The organism is Variovorax sp. OK605, from assembly GCF_900115445.1.
GTDB lineage: Bacteria > Pseudomonadota > Gammaproteobacteria > Burkholderiales > Burkholderiaceae_C > Variovorax.
Window position 1 is genome coordinate 15,893 of record NZ_FOWL01000012.1, and the last position, 17,187, is coordinate 33,079.

A 17,187-nucleotide genomic window follows, 5' to 3' on the forward strand; every position below is an offset into this window, starting at 1 on the left:
TTCGATAGTCCAGGCATGCAAGACCCACTCACCCAGGTCGTGACCTTGCTTCAACCGGCGGCCCAGTTCTCCAAGGTCGTGAGCGGCGCGCGCGCCTGGCACGTTCGCCGCTCGGAAGCCGGGCGGCCGTTCTACTGCGTCATCCTCGAGGGCTCATGCCGCCTCGAAGTGGACGGGCACGAGGCCGTCGTTCTTCTGGCGAACGACTTCGTGCTGGTTCCCTCGGCGCACGGCTTCACGATGTCGGGCCTCGAGCCGCCGACACCCGATGGCGTCGACCCGTCGACCGTGTCCGTGCGGCCCGGCGAAACGCGCCATGGCGAGCAGAGCGGTCCGCCCGACGTTCGTTTGCTGGTGGGCTACTGCGTGTTCGGCTCGCCCGATGCGGTCATGCTGACCGCGCTTCTTCCGCAGCTCGTTCATGTTCGCGGCGAGCACCGGCTGGCAACGCTTGTGCAACTGGTGGTCGACGAATCGCGCGAGGAGCGGCCCGCGCGCGAGGTCATCCTGGCGCGCCTGCTCGAGGTGTTGTTCATCGAGGCGCTGCGCTCGACGGCGGGCACCGCGGCGTCGGCGGGGCTGCTGCGCGGGCTTGCCGACGCGCGCCTTGCGGTCGCGATCCGGCAGATGCACGACAGCCCTGCGCATCCTTGGACCGTCGGGCAACTGGCGGCAGAAGCCGCGCTTTCACGCTCGACCTTTTTCGAGCGGTTCAGCCGCGCGGTCGGCGTATCGCCCATGGAGTACCTGCTGGCCTGGCGGATGGCGATGGCCAAGAGCCTGCTGCGGCGGCAGGAGGCAGGCATCGCCGAGATCGCGCAGCGCGTGGGCTACAGCTCGGCGAGCACGTTCAACGTGGCCTTCACGCGCCATGTCGGCTCGCCCCCGGGGCGCTATGCGCGCGAGCAGACGAAGGCCCTGGCCGTGGGGGAAGCTTCGGGCGCCCTGGCGGGGAGCTGAGCCGACCCAGCGCCCAACGCCCGGCTCAGGCCCTCAAGCCGCGACAGGCTCGCCCACGTCCGCGAAGTCGATCAGCACCTTCATCGCCTTCTGCCGGTCGCTCGCGAGTTCGAAGGCCTGCCGCGCCTGCAGCATCGGGAAGGTGTGCGTCACCACCGGCGACAGGTCCACGCGCCCTTCGTTGATGAGCCGCACCGCCAGCGCAAACTCCGCATGGAAGCGGAACGAGCCGCAGATGCTGAGCTCCTTCGCCACCACCATGTTCTGCGGAATGCTCACGTCGCCGCCCAGCCCCAGCTGCACGACCACGCCGCGCGGGCGCATCACCTCGAGCCCGTCGCGCAGCGCGCGCTCGTTGCCGGAGCATTCGAGCATCACGTCGAAGGTGCCCTTGTCGGGCGAATAGCGCGACACCCAGGTCTTGTCTTTCGCGACGTTGATGACCTGGTCGGCGCCCATGGCACGTGCAATGGTCAGCGGCTCGTCGACCACGTCGGTGGCGGTGATCTCGGCCGCGCCGTGCGCACGCGCCGCGGCGATGGCCAGCACGCCGATGGGGCCGCAGCCCGACACCAGCACGCGCTTGCCCAGCAGCGGCCCGGCACGCGACACGCCGTGCAGGCCCACCGAGAACGGCTCGGCCAGCGCGGCCAGGCGCAGCGGCACGTGCTCGGCCACCTTCACGCATTGCGTGGCCTCGCACAGCAGCATGTTGCGGAATGCCCCCTGCACGTGCGGCGTGCGCATGGCGCTGCCGTAGAAGCGCATGTCCAGGCACTGGTTGGGCAGGCCCTCCAGGCAGAACTTGCAGGCACCGCACGGCCGGCTCGGGTTGATGGCCACCTTGTCGCCGATGCGCACGCTGTCCACGCCCGGCGCCACCGCCACCACGGTGCCGGCCACTTCATGGCCCAGCACCATCGGCTCCTTGATGCGCACGGTGCCGAAGCCGCCGTGGTGAAAGTAATGCAGGTCGGAGCCGCAGATGCCGCCCATGCCGACCTTCACCAGCACCTGGCCGGGACCGATCTCGCCGGCGTCCTGTTCGTCCAGCCGCAGGTCGTCGGGGGCGTGGATCACGAGGCACATACAACGCAAACGCATGATGGTTCCTTCTCTTCAGGCAACGGGGGTGATCAGGGGCTGGCCCGCGAAGTGGGCCTCGAGGTTGCGGCGCACCAGCTCGCCCATGGCGCGGCGCGTCTGCTCGGTGCCGCTGCCGTGGTGCGGGGTCAGCACCACGTTGTCGAGCGCCGCGAAGCGCGGGTCGATGCGCGGCTCGTTGAGGAACACGTCGAGCGCCGCGCCGGCGATGCTGCGCGTCTGCAGCGCCTGCAGCAGCGCGCCTTCGTCGACGGTGGTGCCGCGCGACACGTTCACCAGCCAGCCCTTGGGGCCGAGCGCCTGCAGCACCTCGGCATCGACGATGCCGCGCGTGGCCTCGCCGCCGGGCAGGATGACGATGAGCACGTCGCACCAGTCGGCCATGGCGCTCAGGCTCGCGAAGTGGCGGTGCGGGCTGTCGGCCTTCGCGTTGCGGCTGAAGTAGCCCAACTCCACGTCGAAGCCCGAGAGCCGGCGCGCGATGGTGCCGCCGATGCGTCCGAACCCGGCAATGCCGATGCGCTGGCCGAACACGCGCGTGGCCAGCGGCAGCGCGCCATTGGCCCAGGCGCCGCTGCGCACGAACTGGTCGCCGGCCGGAATGCGCCGCTGCAGCGCCAGCGTGAGGCCCACGGCCACGTCGGCCACGTCGCCATTGAGCACGTCGGGCGTGTTGCTCACGCGGATGCCGCGCGCGCGGCAGGCGGCGAGGTCGATGGCGTCGGTGCCCACGCCGTAGCAGGCGATGAGCTCGAGCCTGGGCAAGGCCGCGATCAGCTCGGCGCTGGCGCCGAGCTCGCCGCGCGTGGCAATCGCGCGAATGTCGCCCGCGTGCTCGGCGACGAAGGCCGCCCGGTCGGGCGCCTCCCAGAGGCGGTGCAGCGTGTAGGCCGCCTGCAGGGGCGCCATGTCCCATTCCGGGTAGGCACCGGCCATCAGCACGTGCGGGGAGGATGCGGTAGCGGTCAAGCGGATGTCTCCTGCGGGTGACGGAAAAAAGGGGATCGCAAATAAGATACCGGTAACTTTAACCTGTTGCCGAATGAAATGGCTACGCAGGTTTCACCGGTTGACGATTTCAAAAGATACCGGTAACGTATCCCCGCCATTCGCCAACACGCCCCCAGGAGCTCCTCTTGAAACTGTTCGACCTTTCCGGGCGCACCGCCCTCATCACCGGTTCCAGCAAGGGCATCGGCTTCGCGCTGGCCGCGGCGCTGGGCAACGCCGGCGCGCGCGTGGTGCTCAATGCCCGCGACGGCGCATCGCTCACCGCGGCGCGCGACGCCCTGCGCGCCAAGGGCATCGCGGCCGAGGCCGTGGCCTTCGACGTGACCGACGCCGCCGCGGTGGAAGCCGGCGTGGCCGCCATCGAAGCGGACATCGGCGCCATCGACATCCTCGTGAACAACGCCGGCATGCAGCACCGCGGCGCGTTCGCCGAGTTCCCCATCGACGCGTGGCACAAGATCACCACCACCAACATCGACAGCGTGTTCTTCGTGGGCCGCTTCGTGGCGCAACGCATGATCGAGCGCAAGCGCGGCAAGATCATCAACGTGTGCTCGGTGCAGAGCGAACTGGGCCGCCCCGGCATCGCGCCCTACGCCGCCACCAAGGGCGCGGTGAAGATGCTCACCAAGGGCATGGCGATCGACCTGGGCAAGCACGGCATCCAGGTCAACGGCCTGGGTCCGGGCTATTTCAAGACCGAACTCACGCAGACGCTGGTGGCCGACGAGGCCTTCACCGCATGGCTGTCGGGCCGCACGCCGGCCGGGCGCTGGGGCGACGTGGAAGAGCTCGGCGGCGCGGCCATCTTCCTGGCGTCGGACGCATCGAGCTTCGTCAACGGCCACATCCTGTACGTGGACGGCGGCATCACCGCGAGCCTCTGACACAGTGCCTGCTGCACCGCCCTCGCCACCACCCGCGCCGCCAGCAGCGCCGCCGTTGCCGCGTCGCCTTCCCGTGGTGGTCATGGGCGTGTCGGGCACCGGCAAGAGCAGCGTGGCCGCGGCACTGGCCGGCGCGCTCGGCGTGCCCTGGATCGACGGCGACGACCTGCACGTGGCCGACGCCGTGGCGCGCATGCGCGCGGGCCAGCCGCTCGCCGACGAAGACCGCTGGCCCTGGCTCGACCGCATCGGCGCCTGCCTGGCGAATGCCGATGCCGATGCCGATGCCGATGCCACGGCCACGCCGCACGGCGTGGTGGTGGCCTGCTCCGCGCTGCGGCGCGCCTACCGCGACCGCCTGCGCGCCGCGTCGCCCGGCCTGCGCTTCGTGTTCCTCGACGGCCCGCCCTCGCTCATTCGCCGGCGCCTGGAGCAGCGCACCGGCCACTACATGCCGCCCGCGCTGCTCGACAGCCAGCTGCGGACACTGGAAAAACCCGGCACCGACGAGGCCGACGTGCTGCACGCCAGCATCGACACGCCGGTGCCACAGATCGTGGCCGACATCGCCGCGCGGCTGACCGGCGGCGCCAGTCCTTCGACTCTCCAGACGAAAGCCTCCCCATGACAGTCCCCCGCCAGCGCGTGGCCGTGATCGGCGTCGGCATCATGGGCTCGGCCATTGCGCGCCGGCTGCTCGAATGCGGCCACGAGGTGAGCGTGTTCGACCTCGACACGGCCAAGGTGGCGGCGCTCGCGCAGCGCGGCGCGTCATCCGCGCCAACCGCCCAGGCTGCGGCCGCGGCCAGCGACTTCGTCATCGCCAGCCTGAACTCGGCGGCCGTGGTCGAGCGCGCGATCTTCGGCGACGCCGGCATCGCGGCCGCGCCTGCCGATGCGCGGCGCCTGCTGATCGACATGTCGTCGATCGACCCGCCCGCCACGCGCCGGCTGGCGCAGTCGCTGCGCGAGCGCACGGGCATGGGCTTCGTCGACGCGCCGCTGTCGGGCGGCGCGCCCAAGGCCCTGCTCGGCCAGCTGACGGTGATGGCCGGGGGCAGCGCGCACGATGTGGAGCGCGCGCGCGCCGTCATGGACAGCCTGTGCGCCAACTACACGCACATGGGCGACAACGGCGCGGGGCAGACGACCAAGCTGGTCAACCAGTTGCTGTGCGCCATCGGCTTCCAGGCGGTGGCCGAGGCGGTGCGGTTGGCCGAGGCCGGCGGTGTCGACGCGTCGAAGCTGCCCGCGGCATTGGCCGGCGGGCGCGCCGACAGCCAGATCCTGCGCGAGTTCGGCCCCAGGATGGCCGCGCGCGACTTCACGCCCACCGGCCGCATCGACAACATGCTGAAGGACCTCGAGGCGGTGCAAGCCTTCTCGCAGGCCGAGCGCTTGCCGCTGCCGCTTGCGGGCGCCGTGTCGGAGCTGCACCGCACGTTTGTCGCGGCCGGCCTCGGCGCCGAAGACACGGCGGCCATGATGCGGCAGTTCAGCGGCTACGCCCGCGACTGAAGCACGGCCTTCAACCGAATTCCAACCCCGAAAGAGACACCCATGTTCATCCGCTGCGCGTTCTTCAAGGGCCGGGTCAAGCCCGGCATGGAAGAGGCATTCGACCGGCATGTGCACGACAGCCTCGTGCCGTTGTGGACCCGCTTTCCCGGCGCACTCGAGGTGCGCGTGCTGCGCCAGCTCGAAAGCGACGTGAGCGACCCCGAGCTCGCGATGGTGCTGTCGATCCGCTTCGCGAGCCGCGAGGACATCGCCACCGCGCTCGACTCGCCCGTGCGCTACGAAAGCCGCGAGGTCTCCAGGAAGCTCTTCGAGATGTTCGACGGCTCCGTCTTCCACACGGTGTTCAGCGCCGAGGAGTTCGCGCTCGCGCAGTCTTCCTGAGGGCCTTGGCGGGCTTGGCGGGCTTGGTGGCCTTTGAAGGTGTGGAAGGCTTGGCGGACTTTGCCGCCGGAGCCGCCTTCTTTTTCTTCTGTGCAACCGGCTTGCCGTCCAGGTCCGCCAGCTCCCACACGCCGCCCGCCGCCGACACCAGCGCATGCGCGCTGTTGATCAGCCCGATGTGCGAGAACGCCTGCGGAAAGTTGCCCAGCTGCCGCTGCGCCACCGGGTCGTATTCCTCCGCGAACAGGCCCAGGTCGTTGCCCAGCGCCAGCAGGCGCTTGAACAAGGCCCGCGCCTTGCGCAGCTTGCCCATGGCCACGTACACGTTCGACAGCCAGAAGCTGCAGGCCAGAAACGCGCCCTCGCCGCCCTCCAGCCCGTCCACCCCCTTCTCGGTGCGGTAGCGGTACACCAGCCCGTTGAAGATCAGGTCTTTCTCGATGCGCGCGATGGTGCCCTGCACGCGCGGGTCGTGGATCGGCAGGAAGCCGATCAGCGGCATCCACAGCAGCGCCGCGTCCACCGCGTCGGCGCCGTAGTACTGCACGAAGGAGTTGCTCGCGGCGTCGAAGCCGCGCGCGCACACCTCGGCGTGGATCTCGTCGCGCACCTCGCGCCAGCGCTCCACCGGGCCTTCGAGCCCGTATTCGGTCGCGCTCGCAATCATCCGGTCGAAGGCCAGCCAGCACATGATCTTCGAATGCACGAAGTGGCGCGGCTCGCCGCGCACCTCCCACAGGCTGCAGTCGGTCTCTTTCCACAGCACCATCAGCTGCCTGGCGATGGCGCGCTCCAGCGGCCACACCTTGTCCATGTCCGCCAGTCCCGCGCGCCGCGCCGCGTGGAAGGCCGCGATGACCGAGCCGTACACGTCGAGCTGGCGCTGCCCGTGCGCGCCGTTGCCGATGCGCACCGGCCTGCTGCCTTCATAACCGGGCAGCCAGCCCAGTTCCAGCTCGGTGAGCGAGCGTTCGCCGTGCAGGCCGTACATCACCTGCAGCTCTTCGGGCGAGCCGCCCACCGCGCGCATCAGCCACCAGCGCCACGCGCTGGCTTCTTCCACGTAGCCCGAGCCGATCAGCGCGTACAGCGTGAGCGCCGCGTCGCGCAGCCAGCAGAAGCGGTAGTCCCAGTTGCGCTCGCCGCCCGGTAGCTCGGGCAGCGAGGTGCTGGGCGCGGCGACGATGCCGCCGGTGGGCTCATAGGTGAGCGCCTTGAGCGTGAGCAGCGAGCGCATCACCGGTTCACGAAATTCGCCCTGGTAGCCGCAGCGGCCGGTCCAGCCGTTCCACTCGGCCACGGTGCGCGCCAGCAGCGCGTTGGCGTCGCGCGTCACCGGCGGTGTCAGGTGCGAGGGAAACCATTCGAGGCTGAACGCAATCGACTGCCCTGCTGACACGGTGAAGTCGGCGCAGCTCGCGAAGTTCTCGTTGACCAGCGGCACGCCGGAGCTGATGCGCACCGCGTCGGGCCCGGCCGTGGCGTAGATGGCGCCGTCGCGCCGCTCCATCCACGGGCACCACTCGCCGTAGTTGAAGCGGATGCGGAACTCGGTGTGCATGGCCACGCTGCCGCGCACGCCCTGCACGATGCGCACCACCTCGTGCGTGCCGTCCACGGCGGGGCGCGGCATGAAGTCGGTGACAGTGGCGGTGCCCCTGGCCGTGTGGATGGTGGTTTCGAGCACCACCGTGTCGGGCAGGTAGCGCCGCGTGACGCGCGCCTTGCGCCCGTCTGCACCGCGCGCGCACATCGTCCAGTGGCCGTTGCGCTTGTCGCCCAGCAGGCTGGCGAACATGGCTGCGGAATCGAAGCGCGGCAGGCACAGCCATTCGATGTCGCCCTCGCGGTGGACCAGCGCCGCGCTGTGGGTGGAGCTGATGAGCGCGTAGTCGCCGATGGGGCGTGCCGCGTGCAGCCTGGGGGGTGTTTTTTTGGAAGGCTTTGGCAAGGAAGCAAGCCTTGCCGCTCCCACGGCGCTCGGTTGCCAGCAAGGGACGCAGCTCGTTGACAGACAACGTCTATTCGGCGCTCGGAGATTTTTCGCGGTTGCTTCGCAAATCTTCGTTGCCCAGTGAGGACGTGACCATTGTTATGTGCTCTCCATCGCATCCGCAGACTGCGCCGACCACTTTTCCCTGCAAGGAAGTCGTCGATGTCGCGCACGCTCTCGGTCCAGTCTTGGCGGGTTGACCTCCCTGCGCCTTGGTCTGCAGGGCACACCGGGCATCCACATCAGATCCTGCGTGGATGGAGACGGTCTGTGGATCGAAGCGGGCGAGGCTCCCGCCCTCTACCCCGTTGAAGAAGGCGTTCCGGCGCATCTGCGCGCACTGGCCGAAGCGCTGAAGCCCGCGCGATTGGAGAGGCTCTGGATGGTGAGCTTTCCACCCAACCTCTCTCGCGACGACATCTTCACTCCTCGAACCTCGGCACGCTGGCTCACGCGCTTCGACGCGGACAGCGATTGGGGCGGGCTCGTCGACGGCGAACCGCCCAAGCGGCCGGAGCCTTGGGCTCCGTCGCGCAGCCGCTCGAGTGCATACGCAGGTGCCGCCTGCCCCCGCAGCGGCAACTGGCAGGCCCCGCGCTTGAACAACCAGATTGAATATGTCGAGCGCGGCAAGCCCATGCCGGGTCCGGCGAACACACCGGCAGGCGCCGTGGTGTGGTATCTGCAGGACGACAAGTCCAAACCCTAGAGCAGATCCTTCAGCTTCGCCCGCAGCCGGCTGATCGCCTGGCTGTGCAACTGGCACACGCGCGACTGGCTCACCTCCAGGATGGCGCCGATCTCGCGCAGGTTCAGTTCTTCGTCGTAGTACAGGTTCAGCAGCAGCTGGTCGCGCTCGGGCAGCGCCGAGATGGCGTCCACCAGCTGGTGGCGAAAGCCGCTTTCCAGCAACTGCTCCAACGGGTCGTCGCTGCCGCGGCGGTCCTGGCGTGCGTCCTGCGCGTGAATGTCCAGGAAGGGGTTGTCGGGCTCGTCCTTGGAGAAGTCTTCCACGTAGAGCAGCTGGCAGCCCTGGATCTCCTGCAGCAGCGACTGGTAGGCGTCCAGGTCGATCTTCAGTTCCTTGGCGATCTCGCCCTCGCTGGGCTGGCGCCCGAGCTTGTGGCCCAGTGCCTGGATGGCCTTCTCGACGCTGCGCGCCTGCTGGCGCAGGCCGCGCGAGCCCCAGTCGTTGGCGCGCAGCTCGTCGAGCATGGCGCCGCGGATGCGCTGGCTGACGAAGGTCTCGAACTGCGCGCCGCGGTTGTCCTGGTAGCGGCTGGACGCGTCCAGCAGGCCCAGCATGCCGGCCTGGATGAGGTCGTCCAGCTCCACGCTGGCGGGCAGCTTGGACATCATCTGCAGCGCGATTCGGCGCACCAGCGGTTGATGCTGCGCCAGCAGGTGCGATTTCTCGATGGTTCCCTGTGCGGTGTACACGGCCGTCCTTTTTTTTCCGTTGTTCCGGGTCGGCGGCTCAGGCGGCCAGCGGCATCGCCATGCGCCACGGCCAGCGGCTCGTGTCGTCGGCCGCGCGGCGGAAGTCCACGGCGGCCGGGCTGGCCGGAAAGGCCTCGGCGATGGTCTGCTTCAGCCGCCATGCGTCGGCAATGCGCGGATCGAAGCGCACCATGCCCGCGGGCTGCAGCGACAGCGCCAGGTAGCGGCTGCCGGCATTGGCGAGGTTGTTCATGATCTGCTGCGCGGCTGCGATGTCGACCACGCCGTTGATGAGAAAACGCAACTGCTTCAGCCCGTGCGCGTAGTGCAGGTTCTTGATGCCCGCGTAGGCGGAGGTGACCGACGCCGGATGCGGCTTGAGCACCAGCAGCAGGTCGTCCGCGGCCTGCGCGAGCGGCGACAGCCGGCCCTCGCGGTCGAAGGCCGCGTCGACGATGACCACGCCGTCGTGCCACAGCGCGCGCGGGTCGGTCGCGGCATGCGCGACGCCGGGCGGCGCCGGCAGCACGTGCACGCCGCTCGCAGACTCGACCTCGGCGCTGCCGAGCGTCAGGCGCTGCTCGGCCACGTCGGCGAGGTTGCCGAGCGGGTCCATGGCCCAGACATCGCAGGCCGAGCCTTCCTTCGGGCAGTGCTCGTCCAGCAGCAGCACGCGCCTTCCCTGCTGCACCAGCGCCACGCCCAGGTTCATGGCGGTCGTGGTGCCCCCGGCGCCCTGCCCCATGCCCGCCACGGCGATCACGCGCGTGGGCGTCGGCGCCAGCAGGCGCCGCAGTCCGTCCGCCTGATCGGCAACCAGCTTGCTCATTGCGTTCTCCTCACCCCAGCTGTTCCATTTCGCGCGGTGCCTGCACCGGCGCGGTCGATTCCGTTCCCAGCGCTTCCAGCAGCAGGAAGAGCTTGCCCACGCCCGCATACAGCGCGCCGCCGCTCATGGCGCGGCCGTTGCGCACCGCACGCCCGGTGAGCTGGCCCAACAGCGCACGCGCGCGGTCGGCCCATTCGCCGTCGGCCTGCAGCAGGCGCCACACGGTGGTGGTCATCTGGCCCGCCACCAGCAGCCGCTTCATGTTGTCGGGGTCGCCCAGCTCGCCGATGCCGCCGACCATCTGCACGCCTTCGCGCAGCAGGCGGAAGCACGGCTCGGCGTCGTTGGCCCAGCCCTGCCATTGCGCGAGCTGCGCGACCGGCACTTCGGCGCCAATGTTCGACAGCGCATAGCTCTGCGCCAGCACGTTGCCGCTGCGCGCGTCGAGCACGCGCATGGCCACGCAGCGCAGCGCGGGCATGGCGTCGCGCTCCACACCGGCCGCCGCGGCGGCGCTGTTGAAGCGCAGCACCACGTCCACATGCGCCTCGCACTGCACGGCGGGCTTGCCGCGGTACTGCACGGGCCGGCCTTCGCCGAACTCGAAGTCGATGCGGGCGAGCGTGTCGGGCGTGCCGGTGCGTGCGTCGATCACGGCGGTGGAGCCCGGCGCGCGCGACAGCCAGCGCTGCCCGGCGGCCTGCCACTGCACCATGGCCTCGATGCCCGGCAGGCGCGTGAGCACATGCACCAGCGCCTTGCCGCCGAAATCCTGCTGGCGCAGCCAGGGCGCCTGGCGTGCGCCCGGCTTGCGAGACGGGTCCTTCATGCCGCGCGTGGCGGCGGTGGCGAGCCACTGGTTGGGTGCCGCGAGCGGCAGGCCCGTGCGGTCCGACAGCAGCAGGCTGCCGTGGCATTCGTAGGCGTCGCCGCCTTCGTTCGAACGCAGGCCGACCTGGCCCGACAGCGCGAGCACGTGGGTTTCGCAACCTGCGGCCACTTCGCTGCGCGCATGCACGGCCAGGTCCTGCAGCACGGCCTTCTGGCCGATCTCTTCGTCGCCCGACTGGCGCCAGAGGGCGCGTGCGCGCTCGAAACCGATCTGCGCGCCGGCCAGCGCGCTGGCGGTGGTGGCGAGTTCCTGCGCGTCGTGCGCCATGGCACGGATCAGGTTCTGGTACTTCAGGCGCATGCGGTCTGTTTCGCCTTGCGCCTGCACCACCTGCGCGGACGGGCCGGCGGCGGCCGATTCTTCCTGCAGGTCGCTCTCGGCGGGCACGAACAGCGCGTTGTGCTGGCGCGGCTGGAACACGCTGTCCACCAGCTGTGCGCGGTCGGCCTGCATCAGGTTCTCGGGCACCTTCTGGCCGCTGGAGATGTAGTGCACCGGCAGGCGGTGGCGGATCACCGTGTCGATCAGCGCGCCGGGGTGCGTGGACTCGTCGACCTTGGTGAAGATGCAGCCGGTCAGGTCGTTGCCCTGGCGGTAGGCATGCACCACTTCGTTGAGCGTGTCGCCGTGGCTGGTGGCGTTGAGCAGCAGCAGGCGCTTCACCGGGCGCGGGCTCTGGCCCAGCATGGCGATCTGCTCGGGCACGGCGCGGTCGCGCTGGCTCATGCCGACGGTGTCGATCAGCACCATGTGCTTGTCGCGCAGGTCCTGCAGCACCAGGTGCAGGTCGGCCGCGTCCTTCACGGCATACACCGGCACGTTGAGGATCTGGCCGTAGATGCGCAGCTGCTCGTAGGCGCCGATACGGTAGCTGTCGGTGGTGACCAGCGCGAGCTTGTCGGCGCCGAAGCGCATCACGCAGCGCGCGGCCAGCTTGGCGGTGGTGGTGGTCTTGCCGACGCCGGTGGGGCCCATCAGCGCATACACGCCGCCTTGTGCGAACAGCGCGTCTTCGTCTTCGTGCACGGGCACGGCGCGGATCAGCTCCGAGCGCACGTAGGCCATGCCTTCGGCGTAGGTCTGGCCGGTGGGTAGCTTCTCGAGCATGGCCTTGGACAGGCGCGCGCTGAAGCCGGCGCCGAGCAGCGTGCGCAGCAGGCGGCCGCGCACGGGGTCGCGGCGCTGCTTGTCGTTCCACACGACGCTGGCGAGCTGTTCCTCGATCATGCCGCGCATGGAGTGCAGCTCGTTGAGCACCGTGTCGGCGGGGGCAGCGGGTGCTGCAGGCGAAGGCACGGCGTGTGCAACCGGGGAAACCGGCGACAGCGGCATGGGGCGTCCGGCCGGCGCAGCCGCGACGGGCATCGCAGGCATCGCAGGCATCGCGGGTGCCACGGGCACGGCGACCGCGGCAGGCGCAACCGGCGACAGCGGCGCAATGCGCGCCACCGGTTCGACCGGCGCGGCGGCAGCGACAGGCGCTGCAGCCACTACAGGCGCGGCGGGCGTCACTGGCGCGGTCGTACCGACCACGTCCTGCACCTCGCCCTCGACCATGGCGACGATCTCCGCGCCCTCGGCAAGCACGCGGTGGCTGAGCACGATGGCGTCGGCGCCCAGCGCCTCCCTCACCAGTCGCAGGGCTTCACGGCTGGTGGCCGCGACGAATTTGCGTGCGCTCGTGCGCACGTCGGTGTGTTGGGAAGTCAAGTGCGTCCTCCAATGGCGGCGGTGATCTTGATGGTGCGGGAATCAGGGATCTCCGCATGCGAAAGAACCTTCAGCTGCGGCAGGCTGCGCCGCAGGAAACGGGAAAGCAGCACGCGCAGCGAGTGCTGCACCACGAGCACCGGCGCCAGGCCCAGTTGCTCCTGGCGCACGATGGCGGCCTGCGCCTGGCGCAGCAGGTTGTCGGCAATGCCGGGCTCGATGCCGCTGCTGCTGGTGAGCGCCTGCTGCAGCACGCCGTCGAGCGAGCCGTCCAGGCCGATGACCTGCATCTCGCTCTCGCCCGGGAACAGCTGCTGCGTGATCGCGCGGCCCAGCGCCAGGCGCGTGAGCGTGGTGAGTTCGGTCGGGTCCTTGATGCTCGGCGCGTGCTCGGCCATCACGTCGAGGATGGTGCGCATGTCGCGGATCGGCACTTCCTCGTCGAGCAGGTTCTGCAGCACCTTGTGCAGCGTGCTGAGCGACAGCACCTTGGGCACCAGGTCCTCGGTGAGCTTGGGCGCGGTCTTGGCGATCTGGTCGAGCAGCTGCTGCACTTCCTGGCGGCCGAGCAGCTCGGCGGCGTGCGTCTGGATCAGGTGGTTCAGGTGCGTGGCCATCACGGTGCAGGCATCGACCACCGTGTAGCCGTACACCTGCGCCTGCTGGCGCAGACCGGCGTCGATCCACACCGCCGCCAGGCCGAAGGCCGGGTCGCGCGTGGGCGTGCCGGGCAGCGAGCCCGTTACCTGGCCGGGGTTGATGGCCATCCACTGGTTCGGGTAGGCCTCGCCGCGCCCGATCTCCACGTCCTTCAGGCTGATGATGTACGTGTTGGGGTTGATCTCGAGGTTGTCGCGGATGTGCACCACCGGCACCAGGAAGCCCACCTCCTGCGCGATCTTCTTGCGGATGCTCTTGATGCGGCCCAGCAGTTCGCCCTGCTGCGACTGGTCCACCAGCGGAATGAGGCGGTAGCCGACCTGCATGCCCAGCGGGTCGACCATGGCCACGTCGTCCCAGGTGGCCTCGGCCATCTCGGCCGACGGCGCGGCGCTGGCGGCTTGCGCCGCGGCGGCGGCCTCCTGCGCGGCGGCCTTCGGCTTGTTCATGATCAGGCGGCGGCCCAGCCACACCAGGCCGCCCGCGATCAGCAGGAACGCCAGGTTCGGCATGCCCGGGATCATGCCCAGCAGGCCGACGATGCCGGCCGTGAGGAACAGCACCTGCGGGTTGGAGAAGAGCTGGCCCGTCAGCTGGCTGCCGACGTCCTCGTCGGTGGTCACGCGCGAGACGATCACGCCGGCCGCGGTGGAGATCACCAGCGCCGGAATCTGCGCCACCAGGCCGTCGCCGATGGCCAGCAGCGTGTAGGTCTTGCCGGCGGTCGAGAAGTCCAGCCCGTGCTGGATCATGCCCACCACCAGGCCGCCGATGATGTTGATCACCATGATCAGCAGGCCCGCGATGGCGTCGCCGCGCACGAACTTGCTGGCACCGTCCATGGAGCCGTAGAAGTCGGCTTCCTGCGCCACTTCCTGGCGGCGCTTGCGAGCCACTTCCTCGCCGATGAGGCCGGCGTTCAGGTCGGCGTCGATGGCCATCTGCTTGCCGGGCATGGCGTCGAGCATGAAGCGCGCGCCCACCTCGGCGATGCGGCCCGCGCCCTTGGTGATCACCATGAAGTTGATCAGCACCAGGATGATGAAGACCATCACGCCCACGGCGAAGTTGCCGCCCACCAGGAAGTGGCCGAAGGCCTCGATCACCTTGCCCGCGGCGTCCGGGCCGGTGTGGCCGTTCATCAGCACCACGCGGGTGGAGGCCACGTTCAGCGACAGGCGCAGCAGCGTGGAGAACAGCAGCACCGCCGGGAAGGCCGCGAAGTCCAGCGCCTTCATGGTGTACATGCTCACCAGCAGCACCATCACAGACACCGCGATGTTGAAGGTGAACAGCAGGTCGAGCAGGAAGGGCGGCAGCGGCAGCACCATCATGCTCAGGATGAGAATGATCAGCACCGGCCCGGCCAGGCCCTTGAACTGCGAGCCGCCGAACATGTTCGGCGGCAGCCGCAGGAAATTGGTCATCGCGTTCATGCGGCTTGCACGGCGTCAGCCGTCTCGGAATATTGAAGGTCTGCGGGAACCTGCAGGTCGGTGGGCGTGCGCGGCTCGTCGCCGCCGTCGTTCTTCCAGCGCTTGAGCTGGTACACCCAGGCCAGCACCTCGGCCACGGCCGTGTACAGGCCCGCGGGAATCTCGGCGCCCAGCTTGGTGTGCTTGTAGAGCGAGCGCGCCAGCGGCGGCGCTTCGAGAATCGGAATGTTGTGTTCCTTGGCCAGCTCGCGGATGCGCGCGGCCACCAGCTCGGTGCCCTTGGCCACCACGCGCGGCGCGCGCATGTCGCTGTCGAGGTACTTCAGCGCCACCGCGTAGTGCGACGGGTTGGTCAGCACGATGTCGGCCTTGGGCACCTCGGTCATCATGCGGCGGCGCGCCATCTGCTGCTGCTGGCGACGGATCTGCGCCTTGATGTGCGGGTCGCCTTCGCTTTCCTTGTGCTCCTGGCGCACGTCTTCGCGCGACATGCGCAGCTTGCGGTAGTAGCTCCAGAGCTGGAACGGCACGTCGATCAGCGCCACCAGGAAGAGCGTGGCCGCGATCAGCGCGCAGTGCTTGGCCACCAGCATCGTCGCGTGCGGCAGCGCGTAGCTGGCGGGCTGCGCCATCAGCGCCATCAGCGCCTCGATGTCGCGCGACACCACCCACCACGCCACGCCGCCGATCAGCGCCGACTTGGCCAGCGCCTTCACCAGTTCGGCCAGCGACTGGGCGGAGAACATGCGCCCGATGCCGGCCAGCGGATTGAGCTTGCCGGCGTTGAAGCTCACCGCCTTGGTGGAGAACATGAAGCCGCCGAGCATCAGCGGCGCGACCACGGCCGCCACCACCATCATGCCGAACCACGGGCCGATGGCCAGCAGCGCGTGCATGGCCATGAGCGCGGTCTGCGTCAGCATGTGGGAGGGGTCGAAGGCGCTGGCGCGGTCGAACTGCAGCGCGCGGCGCAGTGCGCCGTCCAGGGTCCGGCTGAGCGATTCGCCGGCGATCCACAGGCCCGCGCTGGCGGTGCCCAGCATCACGAACGTGGTGAGTTCGCGGGAACGGGCGACGTTGCCTTCCTCGCGCGCCTTTTCAAGGCGCCGCTCGGAGGCGGGTTCCGTTTTCTCGAGATCGCTTTCCTCTGACATTCATGCTCCGAACCGCTGTGGCGAGGGACGCCTTGCGCATGACCAAATTATTGAATTCAGTCGTCCGGAACAATCTGTCGATCAGGGCCCTTATCGCCCTGTTCTTCACACAATCAGCGCAGGCCGGCCGAGGCGGCCGGGCGCTGCGCGGCCTCAGAAGCCGAGGCTCTCCAGCAGGTCGTCGACCTGCGCCTGGTCGGTCACGGCGTCGGGGTTGCCGGCCTTGATCTGCGGGCCGTTCTGCAGGCTGTGCACGGCTTCCACGCGCTTTTCGGCCGGGGAGTTGTCGATCAGCACCTGGAGCAGCTGCGTCTCCACGTCGTTGACCACTTCCATCATCTTCTTGATGACCTGGCCGGTCAGATCCTGGAAGTCCTGCGCCATGAGGATTTCCATCAGCTGCGAGTTGATCGCGCTGGCGCGCTGCGGCACGTCGTCGAGGTAGCCGCGCGTGTCCAGCACCAGCTCGCGCGCATGCTCGAGCTCGATCGGGTTCTCGAACCACTTGTCCCAGCGCTGGCTCAGGCCCTTGGCGTCGGCCGCCAGTGCTTCCTGCAGCGGCTGCGCCACGTCGATGGCGTTGAGCGCACGGTGCGCCGCGCGCTCCGTAGTCTCGGCCACATAGCTCAGGCGGTCGCGCGCATCCGGAATGGCTTGCGCGGCCTTGGCCACTTCCTTGTCCAGGCCGAGCTCGCGCAGGCCTTCGCGCAGCTGGCGCGTGAGCTGGCCGATGCGGCCCAGCAGTTGTTCCGCGGTGTTGGTGGAGTCCGCAGCCTCCGTGGCGATCTGGCTCATGTCACGCGGCCTCCTTGGCGAGCTTCTCGAAGATCTTGGTGATCTTTTCTTCCAGCGTGGCCGCGGTGAAGGGCTTCACCACGTAGCCGTTGGCGCCCGCCTGCGCGGCCGCCACGATGTTTTCCTTCTTGGCTTCGGCCGTGACCATCAGCACCGGCAGCTTCTTGAGCTCCGGGTCGGCGCGAATGGTCTGCAGCATGGTCAGGCCGTCCATGTTCGGCATGTTCCAGTCGGACACCACGAAGCCGAAGTTGCCGCCGCGCAGCTTTTCGATGCCGGCCGCGCCGTCTTCCGCCTCGTCGACGTTGAGGAACTCCAGCTCCTTCAGCAGGTTGCGCACGATGCGCCGCATGGTCGGGAAGTCGTCCACAACCAGGATTTTGATGCTCTTGTCGATCACGATATTTCCAGCTC

At 69.2% G+C, this 17,187-nt stretch carries 16 protein-coding genes; 6 read left to right on the forward strand and 10 right to left on the reverse strand.

The window, feature by feature from the left end; all coding sequences use genetic code 11:
* The first annotated feature begins 15 nt into the window (after positions 1-15).
* On the forward strand, positions 16-960 hold the full coding sequence (locus BM013_RS27710; RefSeq protein WP_093131077.1) for an AraC family transcriptional regulator: 945 nt from the start codon (positions 16-18) through the stop codon (positions 958-960).
* Between the two features lie 33 nt (positions 961-993).
* Here BM013_RS27710 and BM013_RS27715 read toward each other — a convergent pair whose 3' ends face one another.
* Complete coding sequence (locus BM013_RS27715; protein ID WP_093131079.1) at positions 994-2,064, reverse strand: L-idonate 5-dehydrogenase; 1,071 nt, start codon at positions 2,062-2,064, stop codon at positions 994-996.
* Between the two features lie 15 nt (positions 2,065-2,079).
* Complete coding sequence (locus BM013_RS27720) at positions 2,080-3,033, reverse strand: 2-hydroxyacid dehydrogenase (RefSeq protein ID WP_093131081.1); 954 nt, start codon at positions 3,031-3,033, stop codon at positions 2,080-2,082.
* A 167-nt stretch (positions 3,034-3,200) separates the two neighbouring features.
* Between BM013_RS27720 and BM013_RS27725 the strand changes: the two genes are divergently transcribed.
* The 4 genes from BM013_RS27725 to BM013_RS27740 are packed head-to-tail and all read left to right on the forward strand — an operon-like array spanning position 3,201 to position 5,864.
* On the forward strand, positions 3,201-3,962 hold the full coding sequence (locus tag BM013_RS27725) for a glucose 1-dehydrogenase (RefSeq protein WP_093131084.1): 762 nt from the start codon (positions 3,201-3,203) through the stop codon (positions 3,960-3,962).
* Between the two features lie 55 nt (positions 3,963-4,017).
* A complete protein-coding gene (locus BM013_RS27730; RefSeq protein WP_256221717.1) occupies positions 4,018-4,590 on the forward strand; it encodes a gluconokinase in 573 nt (190 codons plus the stop codon).
* Entirely contained in the window at positions 4,587-5,480 is an 894-nt protein-coding gene (locus tag BM013_RS27735) for an NAD(P)-dependent oxidoreductase (RefSeq protein ID WP_093131086.1), read from the forward strand. The genes BM013_RS27730 and BM013_RS27735 overlap by 4 nt, the downstream gene beginning before the upstream one ends.
* Positions 5,481-5,522: 42 nt before the next feature.
* Complete coding sequence (locus BM013_RS27740) at positions 5,523-5,864, forward strand: putative antibiotic biosynthesis monooxygenase (RefSeq protein ID WP_093131088.1); 342 nt, start codon at positions 5,523-5,525, stop codon at positions 5,862-5,864.
* On the opposite strand, the gene BM013_RS27745 is transcribed toward BM013_RS27740, so the two are convergent.
* Positions 5,827-7,815 carry a glycoside hydrolase family 15 protein gene (locus BM013_RS27745; protein ID WP_093131090.1) on the reverse strand — a complete coding sequence of 663 codons (1,989 nt, stop codon included), beginning with the start codon at positions 7,813-7,815 and terminating at the stop codon, positions 5,827-5,829. The two genes, BM013_RS27740 and BM013_RS27745, sit on opposite strands and share 38 nt — an antisense overlap.
* A 238-nt stretch (positions 7,816-8,053) precedes the next feature.
* On the opposite strand from BM013_RS27745, the gene BM013_RS27750 reads away from it, so the two are divergent.
* Complete coding sequence (locus BM013_RS27750; RefSeq protein ID WP_177225583.1) at positions 8,054-8,566, forward strand: type VI immunity family protein; 513 nt, start codon at positions 8,054-8,056, stop codon at positions 8,564-8,566.
* Here the strand turns inward: BM013_RS27750 and BM013_RS27755 are convergent.
* The 7 genes from BM013_RS27755 to cheY all read right to left on the reverse strand — a co-directional run bounded on the left by BM013_RS27755 (position 8,563) and on the right by cheY (position 17,170).
* The gene (locus tag BM013_RS27755; protein ID WP_093131094.1) at positions 8,563-9,297 is read right to left on the reverse strand and encodes an RNA polymerase sigma factor FliA; all 735 of its coding nucleotides are present in this window, start codon (positions 9,295-9,297) and stop codon (positions 8,563-8,565) included. The two genes, BM013_RS27750 and BM013_RS27755, sit on opposite strands and share 4 nt — an antisense overlap.
* A gap of 37 nt (positions 9,298-9,334) precedes the next feature.
* Positions 9,335-10,126 carry a MinD/ParA family ATP-binding protein gene (locus BM013_RS27760; protein WP_093131096.1) on the reverse strand — a complete coding sequence of 264 codons (792 nt, stop codon included), beginning with the start codon at positions 10,124-10,126 and terminating at the stop codon, positions 9,335-9,337.
* A 10-nt stretch (positions 10,127-10,136) separates the two neighbouring features.
* On the reverse strand, positions 10,137-12,728 hold the full coding sequence (flhF, locus tag BM013_RS27765; RefSeq protein ID WP_093131098.1) for a flagellar biosynthesis GTPase FlhF: 2,592 nt from the start codon (positions 12,726-12,728) through the stop codon (positions 10,137-10,139).
* Positions 12,725-14,824, reverse strand: coding sequence for a flagellar biosynthesis protein FlhA (gene flhA / locus BM013_RS27770; protein WP_093131100.1), 2,100 nt, complete (start codon positions 14,822-14,824; stop codon positions 12,725-12,727). Before flhA ends, flhF begins: the two co-directional genes overlap by 4 nt.
* A complete protein-coding gene (gene flhB, locus BM013_RS27775; RefSeq protein ID WP_093131102.1) occupies positions 14,821-15,978 on the reverse strand; it encodes a flagellar biosynthesis protein FlhB in 1,158 nt (385 codons plus the stop codon). Before flhB ends, flhA begins: the two co-directional genes overlap by 4 nt.
* A gap of 153 nt (positions 15,979-16,131) precedes the next feature.
* Positions 16,132-16,773, reverse strand: a complete 642-nt coding sequence (cheZ, locus tag BM013_RS27780; RefSeq protein WP_093131104.1) for a protein phosphatase CheZ — start codon at positions 16,771-16,773, stop codon at positions 16,132-16,134.
* 1 nt (position 16,774) lies between these two features.
* A complete protein-coding gene (cheY, locus tag BM013_RS27785) occupies positions 16,775-17,170 on the reverse strand; it encodes a chemotaxis response regulator CheY (protein WP_172839779.1) in 396 nt (131 codons plus the stop codon).
* Positions 17,171-17,187 lie beyond the last annotated feature (17 nt).

Bases quoted from the DNA above. Each gene is read 5' to 3' on its own strand.
- BM013_RS27710 (WP_093131077.1), top strand. From the start codon at position 16: ATGCAAGACCCACTCACCCAGGTCGTGACCTTGCTTCAACCGGCGGCC.
- BM013_RS27715 (WP_093131079.1), bottom strand. From the start codon at position 2,064: ATGCGTTTGCGTTGTATGTGCCTCGTGATCCACGCCCCCGACGACCTG.
- BM013_RS27735 (WP_093131086.1), top strand. From the start codon at position 4,587: ATGACAGTCCCCCGCCAGCGCGTGGCCGTGATCGGCGTCGGCATCATG.
- BM013_RS27740 (WP_093131088.1), top strand. From the start codon at position 5,523: ATGTTCATCCGCTGCGCGTTCTTCAAGGGCCGGGTCAAGCCCGGCATG.
- BM013_RS27760 (WP_093131096.1), bottom strand. From the start codon at position 10,126: ATGAGCAAGCTGGTTGCCGATCAGGCGGACGGACTGCGGCGCCTGCTG.
- flhA (WP_093131100.1), bottom strand. From the start codon at position 14,824: ATGAACGCGATGACCAATTTCCTGCGGCTGCCGCCGAACATGTTCGGC.
- flhB (WP_093131102.1), bottom strand. From the start codon at position 15,978: ATGTCAGAGGAAAGCGATCTCGAGAAAACGGAACCCGCCTCCGAGCGG.
- cheZ (WP_093131104.1), bottom strand. From the start codon at position 16,773: ATGAGCCAGATCGCCACGGAGGCTGCGGACTCCACCAACACCGCGGAA.